Origin of the sequence: Alteriqipengyuania abyssalis (assembly GCF_019857185.1) — a bacterium.
In the GTDB taxonomy this organism is placed as follows: domain Bacteria; phylum Pseudomonadota; class Alphaproteobacteria; order Sphingomonadales; family Sphingomonadaceae; genus Alteriqipengyuania; species Alteriqipengyuania abyssalis.
Genome location: NZ_JAHWXP010000003.1, coordinates 75,526 through 92,603, shown reverse-complemented (window position 1 = coordinate 92,603; position 17,078 = coordinate 75,526). Strand labels below are relative to the sequence as shown.

The window sequence follows — 17,078 nt, the reverse complement described above, 5'->3', positions numbered from 1 at the left end:
ATGGCCGAATATGATCTTGCGATTATCGGCGCGGGGATAGCCGGGGCGAGCCTTGCCGCGGAAATCGCGCCGCATGCCCGCGTCCTGCTGCTGGAGGGCGAAGATGCGCCCGGTTACCACACGACCGGGCGTTCGGCGGCGTTCTGGGAGGAATGCTACGGCGGGCCTGAGTTGGTACCGCTCAGCCGTGCGTCGGAAGCTTTTTTGCGCGAGGGCGGCTTCCTCAGTCCGCGCGGCGCACTGTATATCGGGCGGGCCGAAGATGCGGGGAAGCTGGACGCGTTTGCCGCGCGCTTTGCAGATAGCGGCGCGCGGTTCGATCGGCTGGCGACGGGTGCGGCCCGCGATTACGTGCCCACTTTGTTGTCCGACTGGTGCGAGGCGATCTGGCAGCCGCACTGCGCCGATATCGACGTAGCGGCGCTGCATCAGCATTACCTGAAGGCCGCGAAGAAAGCCGGTGCACAGCTGGAGGTTCGCGCGCAGGTGCAATCGCTGGAACAGAGCGGCGAGGGCTGGCTGATCCGCTGCGCCGACGGACGCGAATGGCGCGCGGCGGCAATCGCCAACGCGGCAGGCGCGTGGGCCGATACGCTCGCCGAGATGGCGGGTGCGCGCGCGCTGGGCATCCAGCCGCTTCAGCGCACGATGTTGCAGCTCTCCGTCGAGCCGCCATTGCCCAGGGACGGCCCGCTGACGCTCGACATATCCGGGCGGTTCTATTTCAAGCCGGAAGGCGGTGGCAGCCTGTGGCTCAGCCCGCATGACGAAACCCCGGTGCCGCCCGTCGATGCTGCGCCGGAGGAGCTGGCGGTGGCGCAGGCGATTGACCGGTTTGGCGGAGTGGTCGACGGAGAAATCCGCAGGGTCGAGCGGACCTGGGCCGGGCTGCGCAGCTTCGCGCCCGATCGCAAGCCGGTCTATGGCTGGGACCCGCGGCTGCCCGGCTTCTTCTGGTTTGCAGGGCAGGGCGGCTTCGGCATCCAGACCGCACCCGCCGCCGCGCGGCTCGCCAGCCAGCTGTTCCTCGAGAGGCCGCGCGATGCGATGACGCAGGCGCTGGACGAACAGAGCTTCTCGCCCGCGCGCTTCGGGTAGGGACGAGCGCGCACAACGCGTTCGCTTCGATCAAAAACAAAACAGCCCGAGTGCCGAGGTGATCGACAACTCCTGAGGCCGGTTTATGCTGGGGCTCTAGCGCAGGCTTTCCGCAGCGTCGCTGGCGAGCCTGTCGACCCGCTCGTTCTCCGCATGGCCGGAGTGGCCCCTGACCCAGTGCCAGGTGACGGAGTGCGTTGCGGTCAGCTCCGCCAGCTGGCGCCACAGATCCTCGTTCTTGACCGGCTTCTTGTCGGCGGTGCGCCAGCCGCGCTTCTGCCAGCCGGGCAGCCACTTGGTGATCCCGTCGATCAGGTACTTGCTGTCGGTATACAGATCGACCGTGCAGCCCCGCTTGAGCGCGGAGAGCGCCCGAATCGCGGCGGTCATCTCCATCCGGTTGTTGGTCGTGTCGGGCTCTGCGCCGGAAAGCTCCTTCTCGGTCTTTCCCTTGCGCAGCAGCGCGCCCCAGCCGCCCGGGCCGGGATTACCCTTGCAGGCCCCGTCGGTGAAAATCTGTACGTCGCTCATGATTGACCCGTCTAACTCTGGAACGCGGCTTCGCCCCGGTCACGGTAGAATGCAAGCCGCTGCGCGAACTGCATCGGGTTTTTGCGGCGAACCAGCCCGTCAGCCGGGGTGGCGAACCAGTCTTCCACCCGCGTGGCGACGAACCGCAGGCACGCACCCTGGGCGAGGATCGGCAGTGCCTGCCGCTCTTCCTGGGTGAGCGGGCGCCTGCTCTCGTACCCCGCCAGCAGCGCGCGGCCGATCGAGGGACGAAAGTCGTTCCCTGTTGCGGTGAAGCTCCATGCTGCATGAGTCACCGCCAGATCGAAGGCCAGCAGGCCGGTGCAGGCGAAGTAGAAATCGATCAGTCCGGTGACCTGCTCGCCCACGAACAGGACGTTGTCGGGGAACAGATCGGCGTGGATCGTGCCGCCGGGCAGGCCTTCGGGCCATGATTCCAGCAATGAAGCGCCGCAATCGGGCAGGATATCGGGCAGCGCCGGATCGACCTCTCCCAGCCGCTCCGCATGGTCGCGGACCATCCCGACGCAGGTCGGGATGCCGAGCGACGTCTGCCGCGTCTGCGTGAAATCGCGTGTCGCCAGATGCAGGTCCGCCAGCGCGACGCCCACGGCGTGGGCCTGCGCCTCGTCCGGGTCGTCGATCGAGACGCCGGGCAGGAATTCGATGAGTGCGGCGGGCTTGCCGCGCACCAGCGTCATGTTGGCATCGTCACGAGTGTGGATCGTGCGCGGCACCGGCTGACCCTTGCTTGCCAGGTGATCGAGCAGGGAGAGAAAGAACGGCAGGTCCGCCGCATCCGTGCGCGCTTCGAATACGGTCAGGATAAATCGGTGCGCTGCGCCATCCCGCTCGGTCTCGATCAGCCAGTTCGAATTGGACACGCCCTCGGCAATGCCCTTGGCAGAGCGCAGCGCGCCGACATCGAACCGGGCGATAAACTGGGCGATCTCGCCCGCGGTGAGGTGTGTGTAGACGGCCACTATCGCGGCGAGGCGCGCGTCAGTCTGCCAGCTGGCGGGGCAGCTTGAAGATCATCTTCTCCTCGGTCACCAGCACTGGGCGTTCTTCGATCGTGCGCCATTCGGCAAGCTTGTCGACCACTTCGCGGACCAGCGTTTCCGGCGCGGAGGCACCGGCCGTCAGGCCAACGGTGCCGACGCCTTCCAGCCAGACCGGGTCGATCTCGTCCGCCCGCTGGATCAGCTTGGCGGTGGTGCCGCAGCGCTCCGCCACTTCGACCAGTCTGAGCGAATTGGAAGAATTCGGTGCGCCGATCACCAGCACCAGATCGCTGCCCGGCGCGAGTTCCTTGACCGCAGCCTGCCGGTTGGACGTGGCGTAGCAGATGTCCTCTGCCTTGGGGGCGGCGATCGAGGGGAAGCGTGCCTGCAGCGCCGCGATGATTTCTGCCGTATCGTCGACCGAGAGCGTGGTCTGCGTCAGGAAGGCGAGATCGTCTTCGCTGGTGAAGGGCAGGTTTGCGACGTCCTCAACCGTTTCGACCAGCGTCATCTCGCCCTTCGCGACCTGACCCATGGTGCCGATCACTTCGGGATGACCGGCGTGGCCGATAAACAGGATGTGCTTGTCTTTTTCGAGCAGCCGTTCCGCCTGGCGGTGAACCTTGCTGACCAGCGGGCAGGTCGCATCGACATAAAGTAACTCGCGCCGCTCGGCTTCTTCTGGCACCGACTTGGGCACGCCATGCGCGCTGAACACCACCGGCGCATCGTCGGGCACTTCGTCCAGTTCCTCGACGAAAATCGCGCCCTTGGCCTTCAGGCCTTCCACGACATAGCGGTTGTGAACGATTTCATGGCGGACGTAGACCGGCGCGCCGTATTTTTCGAGCGCACGCTCGACGATCTCGATCGCGCGGTCGACCCCGGCGCAAAAGCCGCGCGGCGCGGCGATCAGGATCGTGAGGCCGGGCCGGTCGCCCCCCTTGGCGGGAGTTTGATCGGCGGGCATCTGTTCAGCGGGAAATGCGGCGTTCATAAGCCGCTATCTAGCCATTCTGCTCGCGCGCCGCTAGGTGCCGGGACGAGTTTGACGCGTTCGATGCTCGATCGAGTGAGGGATACGACCGAAATATGCATGCTGCCGTTCGCCTTATCGCCCCCGCTGTTGCGGTTCTCGCGCTGTCTGCCTGCGCCAAAACCGGCGATCTGGTCGTCAACCAGGGCGTCGGGGTCACCGCGGTTCGCAGCCTGTGCCCTGCGGTGGGCATCCCGGACTACACCGGCGATATCACCACCTTCAGCTCGCCGACCAGCCGCCTGGCGCGCGACATGGACGTCGAAGCGACGATGACCAACCTGCGCACCACGTGCGACGAGCAGGGCGAGCGGATCTATGCCAACGCCACCTTCGATGTGTACGCGACCCGCCAGGACACCCGCGGCGCACGTACCGTAGAGCTGCCCTATTTCTCCGTCGTGCTGCGCGGCGGCAGCTCGGTGGTGACCAAGAAGGTCGGCACGGTGCGGATCGCCTTTGCCGACGGACAGGATCGTGCAGTCGGGCAGGGGCAGGCGGGTGCCTTCATCAACCGCGCCGACGCGACCTTGCCCGCCGATGTGCGCGAGCGGATTACGCGCGAACGCAAGGCAGGCGACGAAGACGCCGCGCTAGACCCGCTGGCCGATCCCGAAGTTCGCGCAGCGGTGCAGGCCGCCAGTTTCGAACTGCTGGTCGGCTTCCAGCTGTCCGACGAGCAGCTGGCCTACAACGCCACCCGCTAGGGCCTGACAGGGCGGGAGCGCACCGCTCCCGCTTGCAGCGCTCTTGTCCCCGGCGTCAAACCGGCTAAGCGGGCGCTCATGTCAGATATTGCCACGATTTACGCCGCCTATGCAGAGCGGATCGACGCCGTGCTTTCCGCGCTCGAAGCCGAAGGCACGCTGCCTCCCGAGGTCAGCCGGGCCAATGTTTCGGTAGAGCCGCCGCGCGATCCCTCGCACGGCGACATTGCGACCAACGCTGCAATGGTTCTGGCCAAACCGGCCAAGACCAACCCGCGCGCGCTCGCCGAGCAGATCGTCGAGCATCTCAAGCGCGATCCCGACATCGAAAGTGCCGAGATCGCCGGGCCGGGCTTCATCAACCTGCGCATCGCGGGTCGCGCCTGGATCGATGAGATTCGTGCGATCGGCTCGCTTGCGGAAGGCTATGGCCGCTCGGGCGTGGGCAAGGGCAGCCGCATCAACGTCGAATATGTTTCCGCCAATCCGACCGGCCCGATGCACATGGGCCATTGCCGCGGCGCGGTGGTGGGCGACGCGCTCGCCAGCCTGCTCGATGCGACGGGGCATTCGGTCACCCGCGAATATTACGTCAATGATGCGGGCGGTCAGGTCGATGTGCTCGCGCGCTCGGCACACGTCCGCTATCGCGAGGCGCTGGGGGAGAATGTCGGCGCAATCCCCGAAGGGCTCTATCCCGGCGAATACCTGATCCCGGTCGGCAAGGCGCTGGCCGAGGAATTCGGGGACAAATATTCGGCCGCGCCAGAGAGCGAATGGCTGGCGCTGTTCCGCCCCCGCGCGGTCGCGGCGATGATGGACCTGATCCGCGCCGACCTCGCCAAGCTGGGCATCGCGCACGACGTCTTCGCCTCGGAGGCCGAGTTGCAGGCCGCTGGTAAGCCCGCTGAGGCCGAGAAATGGCTGCGCGAGCAGGGCCTCGTCTATGATGGCGAGCTGGAAAAGCCCAAGGGCAAGACGCCCGAGGACTGGGAACCGGTGGAACTGCCGCTGTTCCGCTCCACCCGCTTCGGGGACGATCAGGATCGCCCGATCAGGAAATCCGACGGCAGCTGGACCTATTTCGGCGCCGACCTCGCCTACCACATGGAGAAGGCGGAGAACGCGGACGCGCTGATCGACATCTGGGGCGCGGACCACGCGGGCACGGTCAAGCGGATCAAGGCCGCCGTCGCCGCGCTGGGCGAAGGGAAGGGCACGCCGGTGCCGTTCGATGTCAAGCTGGTCCAGATGGTCCAGCTGATGCGCGATGGCGAGCCGGTCAAGATGTCCAAGCGTTCGGGCAATTTCGTCACGCTGGCGGACGTGGTCGACGAGGTCGGCAAGGATGTCGTGCGCTTCACCATGCTGACCCGCAAGCCCGAAGCGCAGATGGATTTCGACTTTGCCAAGGTGGTCGAGGCGAGCAAGGACAACCCGGTCTTCTACGTCCAGTATGCCCACGCGCGCATCTGTTCGACCATGCGCAAGGCGGCGGAGGAAGGGCTGGCCCCGTCCGACGAGGCGCTCGACGCGCTGACCGCCGAGGATGTCGCGCTGGTCAAGCTGGCCGCACAGTATCCGCGGCTGGTCGAATCGGCGGCGCAGGCGCGGGAGCCGCACCGGATCGCCTTCTACCTCTACGACCTTGCGGCCGCCTTCCATGCGTTCTGGAACGCCGGAAACGATGATCCTTCAAAAAGGGTCATCCTGACACAGGACCGCAAGCTTAGCGGGGCAAGGCTTTATTTGGTCGCTCAAATAGGTCAGGTTATCCGCAATGGGCTGGGTCTCCTCGGGGTGGAGGCCGTTGAGGAGATGTAACGATGATCGATCGGGATGATCGCGAGGGGGGTCGCGACGGGGACGATCGTTCCCAGGTCGAGCAAAATCAGGCTGAAACGACGCCGGTCGATGGCGCGGCGAATGGTGACGAATCTGCTCCGGCCGACGAGGCTGCGGTTGCGGATGAAGCGCCGCGCGAAGATGCTGCACCTGAAGAGCAGCCTGCGATGCAGCTTGCCGGCGGTTCGGACGAAGGCGGTACTGTCAGCGAGGCTGGCGAACCGGAGGGCGAACAGCCCGCAGCGGATGATGGCGTCGAAGATGTCAGCGAAGATGCCGTTGATGAAGACGAGCCCGGCTTCGACGGCAGTGATCTCGGCCTGGTCAGCGACGATGATGCGCTGCCGTGGCTCGAATCGTCCGATTACGAGGAAATCGAGAGCGTCGATGCGTGGCGCGTCACCGGCTTCGTGGTGCTCGGGCTGGTGCTGCTCGCCGTGCTGGTCGGCGGGATCTGGTACTTTACCGATCGGACGGGCGATAATGCGCCGCAGGCCGATGGCAGCGTGATCGCGGCCCCCAAAGGCCCTTACAAGGAGCGGCCTGAGAACCCCGGTGGCAAGACCTTCGAGGGGACCGGGGACATGGCCCCGGCAGTGGGCGAGGGCGAGAGCCGCGAGGGCCGTCTGGCTGAGAAATCCGCCACGCCCGAACCGATCGCCGAACCTTCGCCCGCCGACGAGCCCGAGGCTGAATCGAGCAAACCCGCAGCTTCCGACAACCGGATCGCGGTGCAGGTCGGTGCCTATCGCGATCAGGCGACCGCGCGGGCAGGCTGGGCTGCGCTCCGCCGGCAGACCGATGCGCTTTCCGGTGTCGAATACCGGATCGTGAAGGGCGAGGCGGATATCGGCACGGTCTATCGCCTGCAGGCGCTGCCCGGCGATATGGCGGCAGCGCGCCGCCTGCGCGATGCGCTGCAGGCCGATGGGGTGGCGAGCCAGATCAAGCGCTAGGGGAACGCCCGGGCGGGCATGCGCTCGCCCGGATTTCCACCGTCATGGACCCTCCCGTTCTTGCAGCGGGGCAGCTTTCCGGCCACCTTTCCCATGTCATGACGCCAGCAATCTTCGGCTGTTCCGGCCCCGAACTGACCGCCGACGAGCGGGCATTTTTCCTTGAGGCCGACCCGGCAGGTTACATCCTGTTCAAGCGCAACTGCGAGAATCCCGAGCAGCTGCGGCGGCTGACCGATAGCTTGCGGGAAATCCACGGTCGCGATCGCCTGCTGGTCTCGATCGACCAGGAAGGCGGGCGGGTCGCCCGGCTGGGCCCGCCGGAATGGCGCAAATGGCCCGCGCCTGCGCGCTTTGGCGAGCTTTACGAGAAGGCGCCTGCCTCAGGCATAGAGGCGATGCGGCTCAACAGCGAGGCGATGGCAACCGAACTCGCAGCTTCCGGGATCACGGTCGATTTCCACGCGCCCTGCGACGTCGCCCGGCCCGAAACCGACGACGTGATCGGCGATCGTGCGCTGGGTGCCGAATCGATGCAGGTTGCCGCGCTGGGCCGCGCGATCCTCGACGGGATGGCCGCGGCGGGCGTGGTTGGCTGCCTCAAGCACATGCCCGGCCACGGCCGCGCGACGGCCGACAGCCACAAGCACCTGCCGGTGGTCGACGCGCAGGATGCCGACCTCATGATCGATATCGCGCCGTTCGAACATCTGGCAGGCCGCGCCACGATCGGGATGACCGCGCATATCGTGTTCACGGACTGGGACGATCAGCGACCTGCGACGCAGTCGCCATGGGTGGTCGAGAACATCATCCGCCAGCGGATCGGCTTCGACGGTCTGCTGCTCACCGACGATATCGATATGCAGGCCCTCGACGGGACGATCCCGGAACGTTCGGTCCGCGCGCTGCAGGCGGGGTGCGATCTGGTGCTCAACTGCTGGGCGAAGCTGGACGACATGGCCGGCATCGTCGAGGCCTGTGGCACCATCAGCAGCGAAAGCGCAGCGCGGCTGGACCGCGCGCTTGCCAGCGTCGAGGTGCCGGAAAGCCCGGCCGATCCCGACGCGCTGGTCGCGATACGCGACGCGCTGTTCGCAGCGACGGACGTGACGCTGTGATCGATCCGCCACCTGCCGATTCCGAGGGCGGCACGCTACTCGATTTCGGGGAGGCGCTGGACGAGGAGGGCGACTGGCGCGGGATTGCCGCGTCCGACGGGCCCGAGCAGGGCGCGCTTCACCTCGCGCTCGACGGGTGGGAAGGTCCGCTCGACCTGCTGCTGGAGCTGGCACGAAAGCAGAAGGTCGACCTGCGCGAAATCTCGATCCTCGCACTGGTCGACCAGTATCTCGATTTTCTGGAAGGCGCGGAACACCTCAAGCTGGAGGTTGCTGCCGATTATCTGGTGATGGCCGCGTGGCTCGCCTACCTCAAATCCGCGCTGCTGCTGCCGAGGGACGAGCAGGAAGACCCGAGCCCGGAAGAGCTCGCCCTGCGCCTGCAGCTGCGGCTCCAGCGGTTGGGTGCGATGCGCGAGGCGGCAGGCCGCCTGATGGGCCGCGACCGGCTGGGACGTGACGTGTTCCTGCGCGGCAAGCCTGAGGGCCTGCGGACCGATCGTACCGTCAGCTGGCAGGTCGGCTATTACGATCTGGTGCGCGCCTACGGGCAGGTGAAGCTGCGCAACGCTCCGGCGCTGCACACGGTGCGCGATCGGCAGGTGATGACGCTGGAAAGCGCGCTCGACCGGGTTTCCAGCATGCTCGGCGTGGCGATGGACTGGATGGAACTGCGCGACTTCCTGCCCCCCGGGGCGGACCGGCGGCTGCGCAAGTCCGCGCTGGCGAGCAGCTTCGTCGCCGCGCTCGAACTCGCGCGCACGGGCCGTGCACAGCTGGCGCAGGACGATATCTTCGGCCCGCTGCGGCTGCGCCGGGCAGCGACATGAGCGGACAGCCCGAATCGCTCGATCGCTCGTTGGAGGCGGCGCTGTTTGCTTCGGAAGAAGCGCTGAGCGTGGACCAGCTCTCCACGCACCTTGGTGATGCGGACAAGGGCGAAGTGCGCGCAGCTTTGGCCCGCCTGGCCGACTTCTATGCGCCGCGGGGGATCCATCTGGTGGAGCGGGGCAAGCGCTGGCATTTCCAGACCGCACCCGACTGCGCGCACCTGCTGCGCCGCGAACGCGAATCGCTGCGCAAGCTGAGCCGCGCAGCCACGGAAGTGCTCGCAATCATCGCCTACCATGAGCCGGTGAGTCGGGCTGAGATCGAATCGATCCGCGGGGTGCAGACCTCTGGCGGTACGCTCGACGTGCTGATGGAGGCGGGCTGGGTGAAGCCTGCGGGACGGCGCGAGGTGCCCGGGCGCCCGTTGATCTATGCCACCACGCCCGAATTCCTGCGCCATTTCGGGCTCGAATCGCGCAGGGATCTGCCGGGAATCGACGAATTGCGGGCGACCGGCATGCTCGACCCGGTGCAGGAGGCCTTCGAGGCGGAGATGGCGGGCGACGACGCGGAAGAGGCCGCCGAAAGCACCGCAGGCACCTCCGACGGCGAGCGCTGAGCCCCTCGCGCACGACGATCGCGCGCAGCTCGTCGTTGGCGGGTGGAAGTCCGTCGCCGCAACGCCTATATGCGGGCCGAAGATCACACAGAGGCAGTTATGTTCGGACAAGTCGGTATCTGGCAGATTCTCATTCTCGCGATCGTCGTGCTCGTCCTGTTCGGGCGCGGCCGCATTTCCGAGATGATGGGCGATTTCGGTAAGGGGATCAAAAGCTTCAAGGAAGGCATGAACGAAGACAGCAGCTCTTCGTCGGACAAGCCTGCCGCGCGTATCGAAGGCCCTGCCCACGACGCCAAGCCCGCCGGGGAAACCGTCAGCGAGAGCAAGACGGCCGAGCCGACCGACCGCGCTTCCTGATTTAATAGAGGGCTCCGCAACCGATGTTCGATATCGGAGCCTCCGAGCTGCTGATCATCGCGGTCGTCGCGATCCTCGTGATCGGGCCGAAGGACATGCCGCTGGCGCTGCGTACTGCGGGTCGGTGGATCGGCCAGATCCGCAAGGTGTCGGCCCATTTTCGCGCCGGGATCGACGCTATGGTGCGCGAGGCCGAGCTCGAGGAAATGGAAAAGAAGTGGCAGGAGCGCAACGCGCAGATCATGCGCGATCATCCCGGTGAGATGACCGAGCTTCCGCCTGCACCGCCCGCCGACAGCGCGCACGATCCGCATGCCGATGATCCCGTGCCGGGAGCAACGCCGACGATATCGGCATCCGCCGAGGCGCGACTAGGCACGGAGAATGCTCCAGCGCCCGCAGAGAAGCCTGATAGCGCCGCCGAGCCGCGCCTGCCGCTCGACCAGGACGAACCCCGTCGGAATCGCGAGGCCTGAGAATGGGTATTTTGCGCGACATCGACGAGACGCAGGCACCGCTGATGGAGCACCTTGTCGAGCTGCGCACGCGCTTGCTGCGCTCGGTCTTCGTGCTCGCGATCGCATTCGGCGTGTGCTTCTATTTCGCCGACCAGATCCTCGCGTTTCTGGCCCGCCCGCTGGCCGAGGCATTTCCGCCGGGGCAGGGGAGGTTGGTCTACACCAAGCTGTACGAGGTCTTCTTCGTCGAGATGAAGGTCGGCCTGTTCGGCGCGTTCTGCGTCAGCTTTCCCTACATCGCGAACCAGCTGTGGGCCTTCGTCGCGCCGGGCCTGTACGCGAAGGAGAAGAAGGCGTTGCTGCCCTTCCTGATCGCGACCCCGATCTTCTTCATCGCCGGGGCGAGCCTGGCCTATTTCGTCGTCATGCCCACCGCGTTCCGCTTCTTCCTGGGCTTCCAGGGCAGTGCCGGCGGGCTCCCGATCGAGGCGCTTCCGAGCGCGGGCGAGTACCTCAGCCTGGTCATGCAGTTCATCCTCGCCTTCGGGATCAGCTTCCTGCTGCCGGTGCTGCTGCTGCTGCTCGAGCGTGCGGGATTGGTCCAGCGCGCCACGCTGGCCAAGGCGCGGGCCTATGTCGTCGTGGGCGTGCTGGCGCTTGCTGCGGTCGCCACCCCGCCGGACCCGGGTTCGCAGCTGATCCTGGCCATTCCGCTCTACCTGCTGTTCGAAGGATCGCTGCTGGTCATGCTGATCCTGCAGAAGCGGGAGAAGCGTGCGTCGGGTGACAAGACGGAGACCTCCGAAGTCGCCTAGGCTGTCGGCCGCCGACCGGGATCGTGGACACAAAAAGAAAGGGCCCCCGAAGCGGGAGCCCTTTCAGCATTCGAACTGATGTCCGACTTAGGCGCTGACGGGATCGTCGTCGTCGTCGGAGATTTCGATGATGCCGTAGATGATCAGACCCAGGCCGATGGCACCGAGAACATAGGCACCGGCACCCAGGCCGGCGAGTTCGCTCTCTTCAGCGATCGGAGCTGCAACGCGTTCGGCGCTGACTTCGGCGACTGCGGGAGCGGCGGTAAGCGTAAGTGCGGCGGCGGCCGCAGCGAGCGTGCGAATCTTCATACGATATTTCCCCTTCTTCTTCTTTTCCAAGCGACTTGCGCCGAACCGTACAGATATTTGTGGGATTTGCAACAGTGCGGACCTGACAATCGCTGTTAGGAAGGCGTGGAAGAGGAAACCAGGATGCCCATTCGCAAGATCGGCAGGTTCGCGGAGCCCGATCCTAAAGTATATCGTCCATAAACGCAAAAAGGGCCCCCGAAACGGGAGCCCTTTCTTTATGCAATAAGTCGCGAAAGACTTAGCTGCTGACCGGCGTATCGTCGTCGGTGTCAGCAGCGATGATGATGCCGCCGATGATTGCTGCGATCGCCAGTGCGCCGATGATGGCGCCACCGCCGAGTTCGCTTTCGCCTTCAACCGGAGCAGCGGCACGATCAGCGCTGATTTCGGCAACCGCCGGAGCGGCGACAAGCGACAGAGCGGCTGCAGCAGCGGCCATGGTACGGATCTTCATAACTTAAGTCTCCTCAGGGTATCGAGTAAGCTGTCGAAACTGGTTCGCGGCGAGTAATGATTGGGTTTGGGCGCTATTGCAACCCGGAAAACTCAAAAAAAAGAGGGCAGGGCGTGTCATGTTGCCATTTGGCAACGACCACTCTTTACCCGTCCTTAGTTGCTGACTGAAAGGTCCGGATCGTCGTTGCCGTCGGTCACCAGAATGACGGTGGCGATCACCACAGCGATGCCCATGGCGGCCAGAATGCCGCCAGTGCCGCCCAGCTCGCTCCCGCTTTCGACCGGCGCCGTATCCCGGCTGCCGGCCAGCGCTCCGACCGGAGCGGCTGCGAGGCCGAGAGCAGCAGTCAAAAGAGCAATCTTGCGCATTCTTCGATCTCCTTCCGGCAGGGCGAGATGGCCCCGCGATCCTGACGTAGACCACCTCTGGCAAGCAAAACCCCCGCGGTTTGCACGCAGGGGCTAGCGTCCCGTGGACTTTGTGGAGACCGCCCTAGGTAAGAGTTATGAAACTTTGATTACCGGCGAAACAGGCGGGCATGCAGCGAGAACTGATGCGTTGCGTCACTGCCCCCGGCGGTAGGCGCGCACGCCGCCGACCCAGGTTTCGATCACCTGCGTCTGGCGGATGGCTTCCGGGCTCGCACGCGAGATATCGCGATCGACAACCACGAAGTCGGCCCGCTCGCCTTTCACCAGTCGCCCGAACCGGCCTTCGGCGAAACCTGCAAAGGCGGCGTCGCTGGTGAAGCCGCGCCACGCCTCCATCCGGGAGAGGCGCTCGTCCGGCATCCACCCGCCCAGCGGGAGCCCGTCCGCGTCCATCCGGGTCATCGCGACCGCCATGCCGACGAAGGGATTGGCAGATTCGACCGGAGCGTCCGATCCCAGCGCAAGCCGCGCACCGCTTTTGGCCAGGCTCGCCCACGCATAGGCCCCGAGTAGCCGATCCGGCCCCAGCCGGGCCTCGGCCATCACCCGGTCGGAGGTCTGGTGGACCGGCTGGACCGAGGCGATGATACCGTATTCGCCAAAGCGCTCGATATCGAGCGGATCGACGATCTGCGCATGCTCGATCCGCCAGCGGCGATCGCCGCGATAGCTTTCCGACAGTTCCTCGATCGCGGCGAGCGCTTCGGCATTGGCGGCATCGCCGATCGCGTGCACCGCGATCTGATAATTCTCCATCGCCGCGCGGCTCATCAGATTGCGCAGCTGCGTGTCGGACAGCAGCGGCAGACCGGTGTTCTGAGGATCATCGGCATAGGGCTGCTTGAGCCAAGCCCCGCGCGAGCCGAGCGCGCCGTCGAGGTAGAGCTTCACGCCGTTGAGGCGCAGACGGTCCTGGTACAGCCACGGCGTCGGCCCGGTCCCGCCGATCACCTCCATCGCCTCGATCCCGGCGGCGTAGGACATGATCCGGATGCGCAGCTGGTCCCTGTCGCCCGCACGGCGATAGGTCTGCCAGTCGAGCAGGGTGGTCCCCATGTCGGCGACTGCGGTGATCCCTTGGGCGAGCAGGATCTGTTGCGCTTCCTGCAGCGCCGCATCGCGGTCGACCGGGCGCGGCTCGGGCACCACCTTCTGCACCAGATCGGTCGCGGCATCGACGAACACGCCCGCAGGTGCGCCCGCAGCGTCGCGTTCGATCCGCCCGCCCACCGGATCCTTGGTGTCCGCGTCGATCTTCGCGGTCTCGATCGCGAGCGTGTTGGCCCAGCCGGCATGGCCGTCCACCCGTTCAAGGAACACGGGCCGGTCGCTCACCGCGCGGTCCAGTTCCTCGGCGGTGGGGAAGCGTCCCAGGCCCCATTTCTCCTGGTTCCAGCCGCGCCCGAGGATCCACGGGCGACCCGGATTCTCGCGCGCGAACTGTGCGATCAGCGCGAGCGCCTCTTCCAGCGAGTTCGTCTCCGAAAGGTCCAGCGTCAGCGCGCCGAAGCCGATTCCCATCACATGCAGATGCGCATCGATCATGCCCGGCACGATGATCTGTCCGTCCATGTCCGATAGGTACTTGGGATGCTCGGGCCGCTTGTCGCCCTTGTCGAGCACCTCCAGAATCGTGCCGTCGTCATCGACCCACAGGCCGGTGAAGCGATCGACCTCGCCATCCTCGTCGATCCGGACGCCTTTTACGTTGTCGATCAGCACGTCGGCTGCTGCCGAGGTGGAACACAGCAGCGCAAGAGTTGCGCCGAACAGGGGCAGAAGCTTCATGGAAGGTATGGTCTTCTTTGTAACGAAGGAGTTACGCGCTGGACTAACGCCAAGCCGGCGGCCTGCCAATGGCGTGCACGCCTATCGGGCAGGCAAGCGCGTCTATGTTGCAGGGGAGGCAAGCTGCCTCTAGGCGTCGACGCATGACCAAGCCCAACGCTTCCGCGCTCGACCAGCTGACTCTCGACGATGTGCGTGCCGCGCACGCAAGGATCGGGGATGCCGTCGTGCGCACGCCGATGCTGAAATCGCAGACCCTGTCGCAGATTGCCGGCGCGGAGATCTGGCTCAAGTTCGAGAACCTGCAGTTCACCGCGGCCTACAAGGAGCGTGGAGCGCTCAACGCCCTGCTGCTGATGTCGGAAGAAGCGCGTGCGCGCGGTGTGATCGCGGCTTCGGCGGGCAATCACAGCCAGGGCCTGTCCTATCACGGAAAGCGCCTCGGCGTGCCGGTCACCATCGTGATGCCCAAGACCACCCCTGCGGTGAAGGTCATGCAGACCGAAGCGGTCGGCGGCGATGTGGTGCTGGAAGGCGATAGCTTCGATGAAGCCTATGCCTATGCGCGCCAGCTGGAAAAAGAGCGCGGGCTCACCTTCGTGCACCCGTTCGATGATCCCAACGTCGCGGCGGGTGCGGGCACGGTCGCGCTCGAAATGCTGGAGGACCAGCCCGATCTGGACTGCATGGTCGTGCCGATCGGCGGGGGCGGGCTGATGAGCGGAATGGCGACGGTCGCCAAGGCGATCAATCCCGACATCCACATGGTCGGGGTCGAGGCTTCGCTGTTCCCGTCGATGCACAATGTCCTGTCGGGTGCGGACAATCCCACCGGTGGCGATACGCTGGCCGAAGGTATTGCGGTCAAGGAGCCGGGGCAGTTCACCCGCGCGATCATCGCCGAGCGGGTCGACGAGATCCTGCTGGTGGGCGAGCCGGATCTGGAACACACGGTCGCGCTGTTGCTGCAGATCGAGAAGACCGTGGTCGAAGGCGCGGGTGCTGCCGGCCTGGCCGCGGTGCTGGCGAACAAGGAGAAGTTCGCGGGCAAGAAAATCGGTCTGCCGCTGTGCGGTGGCAATATCGATTCGCGCCTGCTCGCCACCGTGCTGCTGCGCGATCTGGCGCGGCAGGGGCGGCTCGCGCGGCTGCGGATCGCGCTGAAGGATCAGCCGGGCGCGCTGCACAAGGTCGTCTCCCTGTTCGAACGGCACAACGTGAACATCATCGAGGTCTATCACCAGCGGGTGTTCACCAAGCTGCCGGCCAAGGGGCTGATCACCGAAATCGAGTGCGAGGCGCGCAACAAGGAGCAGGTCGACGCGCTGATCGCCGACATGCGCCAGACCGGGTACGACGTTCATTCCGTGGAACTCGCCTGATCCGTTTTGCCACAGATGTGCAAAATAAGGTCTCGTTAACCCTGCTTTGTGGTTAAGGCCCTTCTAAGACGGTGGCTGGTGAGGCATATCCTTTGGCCAGCCGCCGATCGATAGATTTACGCCATCGCCAGGAGCGCCAGGCCTAGCCGTGACTGCCCCCGTTCGTTTCCCTCGCTTTTTCGTGACCAGCCCCGCGCCGTGTCCCTATCTGGCCGACCGGATGGAGCGGAAGGTTTTTACCGAGCTGAAGGGGCCACACGCGGACCAGCTCAACGAAGCACTCGGGCGGATCGGTTTTCGTCGCAGCCAGACCGTCGCCTATCGGCCCAGCTGCGTTAACTGTCAGGCCTGCGTCTCGGTTCGGGTGGTGACCGCCGAATTCGCGCCGTCCAAGGCGCAGAAGCGGATTCTCAAGCGCAACAGCGATCTGGTCGCGACCGAATGCCGCCCGTGGGCGACCTCGGAACAATTCGAGCTGTTGCGGGATTATCTCGCGAAGCGCCATCCAGAAGGCGGGATGACGCGCATGGACGAGGTGGACTATGCCGACATGGTGGAGCATACGCCCGTGTCGAGCTATGTTATTGAATACAGGGAGCCGACAGACGACGGCTCCACGGGTCGCCTGGTTGGCGCCTGCCTGACAGACAGGCAGGGTGATGGGCTGTCGATGATCTACAGCTTCTACGACCCGGAAAACGAGGTACGGTCGGGTCTTGGCAACTACATCATTCTCGATCACATCCGCCGCGCTGCCGAAGAAGGCCTGCCCTACGTCTATCTCGGCTATTGGGTCGAAGGCTCCGCGCGGATGCAGTACAAGATCCGCTACCGCCCGCTCGAACGGCTCGGCCCGCGCGGATGGCGCCGGCTTGGAACCGAAGAGCAGGATCGTCTCATCCAGGAAGCCGTGCGCGAAGGCGGCGCTGCTGCCGGAGCAGGCGACAAGGCGCTCGCAGTCACCCGCTAGGTTCGCGCGCGGTGCGTGCATCGCCGCGCTTGCCGCGGTGCTCGCCGGCCAGCCCGGATACGCCTTTGCACAGGATCGTTCGGCCAGCCCCGAGCTCGAAGCGCTGATCCCCGACGAAGCGATCGACAATGCGCAGGAATGGGCCGCCGATGGCGTTCCTCCCGAGGAGCCGACGCCGATCGACGGGCCCAACCCGTTCCCCGCCGATGCCCCCGCGCTGGAGCCCGAGAGTCCACTGGACGATCTGCCCGGGCTGACCATCGACTGGCCCGATCCGCTGGAACTGGCGCCGGTCGAGCAGGTCGAGGACGACGGCACGGCAACCTTCGCCGACGACAATCCGCTCCAGTCCGG

19 protein-coding genes are annotated in these 17,078 nt (G+C 65.6%); 12 read left to right on the top strand and 7 right to left on the bottom strand.

Going from position 1 to position 17,078, the window contains the following annotated elements; translation table 11 throughout:
- On the top strand, positions 1 to 1,098 hold the full coding sequence (locus KYN89_RS10335; RefSeq protein WP_222825013.1) for an NAD(P)/FAD-dependent oxidoreductase: 1,098 nt from the start codon (positions 1 to 3) through the stop codon (positions 1,096 to 1,098).
- Between the two features lie 96 nt (positions 1,099 to 1,194).
- On the opposite strand, the gene rnhA is transcribed toward KYN89_RS10335, so the two are convergent.
- The 3 genes from rnhA to ispH are packed head-to-tail and all read right to left on the bottom strand — an operon-like array spanning position 1,195 to position 3,603.
- Positions 1,195 to 1,629, bottom strand: a complete 435-nt coding sequence (gene rnhA, locus KYN89_RS10330; RefSeq protein WP_010238944.1) for a ribonuclease HI — start codon at positions 1,627 to 1,629, stop codon at positions 1,195 to 1,197.
- Positions 1,630 to 1,640: 11 nt separating this feature from the next.
- On the bottom strand, positions 1,641 to 2,612 hold the full coding sequence (locus tag KYN89_RS10325) for a homoserine kinase (RefSeq protein WP_222825012.1): 972 nt from the start codon (positions 2,610 to 2,612) through the stop codon (positions 1,641 to 1,643).
- A gap of 19 nt (positions 2,613 to 2,631) precedes the next feature.
- Positions 2,632 to 3,603, bottom strand: coding sequence for a 4-hydroxy-3-methylbut-2-enyl diphosphate reductase (gene ispH / locus KYN89_RS10320; protein WP_222825011.1), 972 nt, complete (start codon positions 3,601 to 3,603; stop codon positions 2,632 to 2,634).
- 122 nt (positions 3,604 to 3,725) lie between these two features.
- Here ispH and KYN89_RS10315 point away from each other — a divergent pair, with 122 nt between their 5' ends.
- The 9 genes from KYN89_RS10315 to tatC all read left to right on the top strand — a co-directional run bounded on the left by KYN89_RS10315 (position 3,726) and on the right by tatC (position 11,381).
- On the top strand, positions 3,726 to 4,376 hold the full coding sequence (locus KYN89_RS10315) for a hypothetical protein (protein ID WP_222825010.1): 651 nt from the start codon (positions 3,726 to 3,728) through the stop codon (positions 4,374 to 4,376).
- Between the two features lie 78 nt (positions 4,377 to 4,454).
- On the top strand, positions 4,455 to 6,200 hold the full coding sequence (gene argS, locus KYN89_RS10310) for an arginine--tRNA ligase (RefSeq protein ID WP_222825009.1): 1,746 nt from the start codon (positions 4,455 to 4,457) through the stop codon (positions 6,198 to 6,200).
- A gap of 2 nt (positions 6,201 to 6,202) precedes the next feature.
- Entirely contained in the window at positions 6,203 to 7,177 is a 975-nt protein-coding gene (locus KYN89_RS10305) for an SPOR domain-containing protein (RefSeq protein ID WP_222825008.1), read from the top strand.
- Positions 7,178 to 7,275: 98 nt separating this feature from the next.
- Complete coding sequence (gene nagZ, locus KYN89_RS10300; RefSeq protein ID WP_222825007.1) at positions 7,276 to 8,298, top strand: beta-N-acetylhexosaminidase; 1,023 nt, start codon at positions 7,276 to 7,278, stop codon at positions 8,296 to 8,298.
- Positions 8,299 to 8,354: 56 nt separating this feature from the next.
- Positions 8,355 to 9,128 (top strand): segregation and condensation protein A, encoded by a 774-nt coding sequence (locus KYN89_RS10295; RefSeq protein ID WP_222825516.1) that lies wholly within the window; start codon positions 8,355 to 8,357, stop codon positions 9,126 to 9,128.
- Positions 9,125 to 9,748, top strand: a complete 624-nt coding sequence (gene scpB / locus KYN89_RS10290) for an SMC-Scp complex subunit ScpB (protein WP_222825006.1) — start codon at positions 9,125 to 9,127, stop codon at positions 9,746 to 9,748. Before KYN89_RS10295 ends, scpB begins: the two co-directional genes overlap by 4 nt.
- A gap of 99 nt (positions 9,749 to 9,847) precedes the next feature.
- Complete coding sequence (gene tatA / locus KYN89_RS10285; protein ID WP_010238925.1) at positions 9,848 to 10,108, top strand: twin-arginine translocase TatA/TatE family subunit; 261 nt, start codon at positions 9,848 to 9,850, stop codon at positions 10,106 to 10,108.
- Positions 10,109 to 10,131: 23 nt separating this feature from the next.
- Positions 10,132 to 10,584, top strand: coding sequence for a Sec-independent protein translocase protein TatB (gene tatB / locus KYN89_RS10280; RefSeq protein ID WP_222825005.1), 453 nt, complete (start codon positions 10,132 to 10,134; stop codon positions 10,582 to 10,584).
- 2 nt (positions 10,585 to 10,586) lie between these two features.
- Entirely contained in the window at positions 10,587 to 11,381 is a 795-nt protein-coding gene (gene tatC, locus KYN89_RS10275) for a twin-arginine translocase subunit TatC (protein WP_222825004.1), read from the top strand.
- 87 nt (positions 11,382 to 11,468) lie between these two features.
- Here tatC and KYN89_RS10270 read toward each other — a convergent pair whose 3' ends face one another.
- The 4 genes from KYN89_RS10270 to KYN89_RS10255 form a co-directional block, all read right to left on the bottom strand.
- Positions 11,469 to 11,723, bottom strand: coding sequence for a hypothetical protein (locus KYN89_RS10270; RefSeq protein WP_248285174.1), 255 nt, complete (start codon positions 11,721 to 11,723; stop codon positions 11,469 to 11,471).
- 211 nt (positions 11,724 to 11,934) lie between these two features.
- Positions 11,935 to 12,150, bottom strand: coding sequence for a hypothetical protein (locus KYN89_RS10265; protein WP_222825003.1), 216 nt, complete (start codon positions 12,148 to 12,150; stop codon positions 11,935 to 11,937).
- A gap of 155 nt (positions 12,151 to 12,305) precedes the next feature.
- Entirely contained in the window at positions 12,306 to 12,521 is a 216-nt protein-coding gene (locus KYN89_RS10260) for a hypothetical protein (RefSeq protein ID WP_222825002.1), read from the bottom strand.
- A 195-nt stretch (positions 12,522 to 12,716) separates the two neighbouring features.
- Positions 12,717 to 14,372 carry an amidohydrolase gene (locus KYN89_RS10255; RefSeq protein WP_222825001.1) on the bottom strand — a complete coding sequence of 552 codons (1,656 nt, stop codon included), beginning with the start codon at positions 14,370 to 14,372 and terminating at the stop codon, positions 12,717 to 12,719.
- A 143-nt stretch (positions 14,373 to 14,515) separates the two neighbouring features.
- On the opposite strand from KYN89_RS10255, the gene KYN89_RS10250 reads away from it, so the two are divergent.
- Both KYN89_RS10250 and KYN89_RS10245 read left to right on the top strand, forming a co-directional pair.
- Positions 14,516 to 15,754 (top strand): threonine ammonia-lyase, encoded by a 1,239-nt coding sequence (locus KYN89_RS10250; protein WP_222825000.1) that lies wholly within the window; start codon positions 14,516 to 14,518, stop codon positions 15,752 to 15,754.
- Positions 15,755 to 15,902: 148 nt separating this feature from the next.
- Positions 15,903 to 16,724 (top strand): arginyltransferase, encoded by an 822-nt coding sequence (locus KYN89_RS10245; protein ID WP_222824999.1) that lies wholly within the window; start codon positions 15,903 to 15,905, stop codon positions 16,722 to 16,724.
- Positions 16,725 to 17,078: the final 354 nt, after the last annotated feature.